This window comes from Bradyrhizobium sp. SHOUNA76 (assembly GCF_023006445.1).
Taxonomy (GTDB): Bacteria; Pseudomonadota; Alphaproteobacteria; order Rhizobiales; family Xanthobacteraceae; genus Bradyrhizobium.
Window position 1 is genome coordinate 1 of the sequence record NZ_JALBHA010000590.1, and the last position, 3,583, is coordinate 3,583.

A 3,583-nucleotide genomic window follows, 5' to 3' on the forward strand; every position below is an offset into this window, starting at 1 on the left:
GGCCACGGCGATGCCATCGTCTACGGCGCGCCGAACGTCGTGCGCGGCGGCAGCCACACCGGCTGGACCAAGGCCTCCGACATGATCGCCAAGGGGCTCTGCTCGGTGCTGGCGTCGGACTATTATTACCCCGCTCAGCTGCTCGCGGCGTTCCGCCTCGCCGCCGATGGCGTGCTGCCGCTGACGGAAGCCTGGAATCTGGTCTCCGCCGGCCCTGCGCGCGCAACCGGCCTTGCCGATCGCGGCGTGCTTGCCGAAGGCCGCCGCGCCGACATTCTCCTGGTCGATGACGGCGTGAAGCTGAGGCCGCGGCTGATTGCGGTGATCGCGGGCGGCAAGCTCGTCCATCTCACGGATGCGACACGACTGCTCGCAGCGGCATCGACGCCGCGCGAGGCTGTCGTCGCGGCTTAAACCGGCTATGCTCGGGCGATGACAGGTTTTCCCCGTTACGCGATCTATTTTGCCGCAGGCAGCGACAGCGCGCTCTCGCGTTTCGGCGCGGAGCTGCTCGGCTACGATGCCTACACCGGCGACGAGCTACCGTTTCCGCGCGAGGCGTTGGAGGTCGTGCCTGATTGGCGCGACGTCAGCGCCGATCCCCGCAAATACGGCTTTCACGCCACGCTGAAGGCGCCGATGGCGCTTGCGCCTGGAAGGACTGATGCCGAGCTGATGGCCGCCTGCGCGATGTTCGCCGGCAAGGCGCGACTGATCCCAACGATCCGTCCGGTCGTCGATGCCATCAGCGGCTTCATTGCCGTCATTCCGGCCGAGCCGGTCGATGCGCTGCAAGAGCTCGCCGCCGATTGCGTCCGCGAGTTCGATTCGTTCCGGGCCCAGCTCACGGCGGAAGACCGTGCACGGCGGAGACCCGAGAAGCTGAGCGAGCGGCAGCGCGACTATCTCGATCGCTGGGGCTACCCTTACGTGATGGAAGAATACCGCTTCCACATGACGCTCACCGGTCGGCTGGATTCAGAACGCCGTGGAGCAATCCTGGAGATGTTGCGAACGCGGTTTGCGACGCTTCGTCTCGGCACGTTGGCGATCGATCGCCTCTCCCTATTCAAGCAGGACGATGCGAAAGCTCGCTTCCGCATCATCGGTGAGTGGGCGTTGGCGCGGCAGGATTGACTGTCAGCTCGCAAGATTGAATGCGAGCGCCACCGCGCCGACCAGAACGAGGCTGGTCGCCCAAACCGCATCCAGATTGAACCAGCTTCGCGAAACGAACTTCAATCCCAGATGGCGGTAGACCAGCCACGCCAGACATCCGCCGGCGCTGACCATGGCGATCACGTGCACGAAGGACACCAGCACCGCCATCCCGAGATTCGCCTTCATTAGCGCCTCTGCCGCCCCATGGCCGGGATCGAGCGCCAAGGCCTGGCAGAGCCCGAGATAGATCGGCACGAGCATCAATGCGGCGCCGTGAGCAATGGCAACGGCAAACGACCAGAGTGCCAATTGCGTCGGCGGAATTCGTGCCAGCGCGCGGGGATGGCGCCGCGCGGTCAACCGATAGGCACCGAAGGCGATGACGAGAAGGCTCGCACTGATCTGGATCGAACGCTGCCACTCGGCCAGCACGAGCAGGAATGCGAATGGCAGCACCACGAGAAGCGTCGCCAGAAGATGCCCGGCCGACAGTGCCCACAACGCGCGGAAGAGCGCGCGTGGGCTCTTGTCCATCAGCCCGGCCGAAACGGCGAGCGGCCATCCCATCCCCGGATTGACCCCGTGGTAGAGACCGCTCGCAACAAGAGCGAACCAGAGCCAGCCAAGCGCCGGACTCGCGTGCCCCCCGTCTAGACCGACGGGTAGCAAAACGAGTCTGTCGAACAATCGCCGCCCTCGAGCCTGATCTGGTGCGCGCGATATCCGTCGGGGAAGCTCACGAAGTAGTCCTTGTCGAGCTCGAGGCCGCCGTTGCGACCGACATTGGCCATGACCTCCACGCCCGGAACCCCGTCGGGATAGAACTGGTCGTCCCAGGTGGAATAGAGCGAATTGGTCCAGTACACGCGCCGGCCATCGCGGCTGATCTCGACCATTTGCGGGCCGGCCGCAAAGGCCTTGCCATTCGGATGCGCCGTACGGCGTGCAATGCCGCCGATGTGAACCGAGCCCGCAAGCTTCGGCTTGCGCGGATCACTGACGTCGTACTGCCGCATTTCACCCGTGCCCCAGCACGAGACATAGAGGAACCGGTCATCCATCGACAGGTCGATGTCGGTCACCAGCGGCGGCACGGCACCAAAGCCCTGCAGCAGCGGCGGGAGCTTCTCCTTCGGCGCGGGCTCGGGCGGGATCGTCGCCGTCTTCTCCGCATGGAATTTCCCGCCTTCGCGCCACCATGTCCAGATCGATGCTTCGAGGTTGGTGGTGTCGACCACAACGCCAACGAAGCCGTATTCGCGAACCGGATCGTGCGCCGGCCGCACCTCCAGCGCCATCTGATGGTTGGCGCCGAGATCGATGGTCTGGACGTTGCGACGTGCGCGCAGATCCCAGAAGTGGAGACGATGGCCATATTTGTTCGACAGCAGGTCTTCCGGGACGATCCCGTTCTCGAACTGCGGCGGCAACGCCCATTCGCTCGTCACCATGTAATCGCGCGGCAGGTTCCACCAGAAGTCATAATGCAGCGTCTGCGGACCGCGGTCGATCTCCCATCGTCCAAGGACCTCGAACGTCTCGCAATCCATGATGAAGACGCCTGGAGGCCCGTTGGTGCCGTCCTTGCCGCCGCCGCCCAGCGTGCTCACATAGATGCCGTCCGGCCCGCAATGGATGGTATGCGGCCGCGAGTAGCCGGTCTTCTTGAAGATTTCCTCGGGCTCGATGATCTTGTGGATCTTGGCCTGGGTCGGATCGGGCTTGGTATCGATGATGTAGATCCGCGACGAGCGTATCCCGGGGATGATGAGATAGCGCCGCTCGATGAAGGCGTGTCCCGCAAGCGGCGACAAGGCGGAGGAGCAGGCATTCCAGCCGAAATGATGAAACTCATCGCCCTTGTTGGGCATCGTCACGGTGTGGACGATCTGACTGTAGGTCGGCGATCCCGGCTTGACGTCGATGACCGCAAGGGCATCCGGTTTCGAGAAATCCGGACTGAGCAGCAACGTGTATGCAAAGTTCTCCGCGGGCGCCTCCATCGCAAGCTTGGGCGATGCGTGGAAGGTGGGATCGGGCCTCATCGTCATGGCACTGCCTCCCTGTTCTGTCGGTTCGCTCCAACCTGGCTCGGGATAACGGCAAAAGAAGAGGTATTACGCGATGTCTTGGCATCCTCCGCAGGGCCGGTTGGCGAGCGTACAATATGCCATCGCGGAGCTGCGGGAAACGGCTAGGGCCGCGCTAATTCGACGCCTTCGGCCGAAATGCGGATCAGCGCTCCGCTTCGCGGAGCTTATCCGGGACGACGGTTGAGTATATCCGCGCGACTTCCTCCACCCGCAGCCCTCGTAGCAACCATTAAATGGCGGCGGTGTTTTGAGCCGTACGGATCGCCTGCGCCTGCCATGATGACGCCGTGCTCGCGTCCGTCAAGGCGTGGCCTGGCGGCAGACCGGGT

4 protein-coding genes are annotated in these 3,583 nt (G+C 63.9%); 2 read left to right on the forward strand and 2 right to left on the reverse strand.

Translation table 11 applies throughout. The annotated features are described in order from the left end of the window. Both MOV74_RS33825 and MOV74_RS33830 read left to right on the forward strand, forming a co-directional pair. On the forward strand, positions 1 to 414 hold a 414-nt coding region (locus tag MOV74_RS33825), incomplete at its 5' end, for an amidohydrolase family protein (RefSeq protein ID WP_246931325.1). An 18-nt stretch (positions 415 to 432) separates the two neighbouring features. Next, complete coding sequence (locus MOV74_RS33830; protein WP_246931326.1) at positions 433 to 1,137, forward strand: DUF1045 domain-containing protein; 705 nt, start codon at positions 433 to 435, stop codon at positions 1,135 to 1,137. Positions 1,138 to 1,140: 3 nt separating this feature from the next. Here the strand turns inward: MOV74_RS33830 and MOV74_RS33835 are convergent, their stop codons facing one another. Next, a complete protein-coding gene (locus MOV74_RS33835; protein ID WP_246931327.1) occupies positions 1,141 to 1,728 on the reverse strand; it encodes a hypothetical protein in 588 nt (195 codons plus the stop codon). An 83-nt stretch (positions 1,729 to 1,811) separates the two neighbouring features. Continuing rightward, positions 1,812 to 3,212, reverse strand: a complete 1,401-nt coding sequence (locus MOV74_RS33840) for a selenium-binding family protein (protein WP_246931328.1) — start codon at positions 3,210 to 3,212, stop codon at positions 1,812 to 1,814. Positions 3,213 to 3,583: the final 371 nt, after the last annotated feature.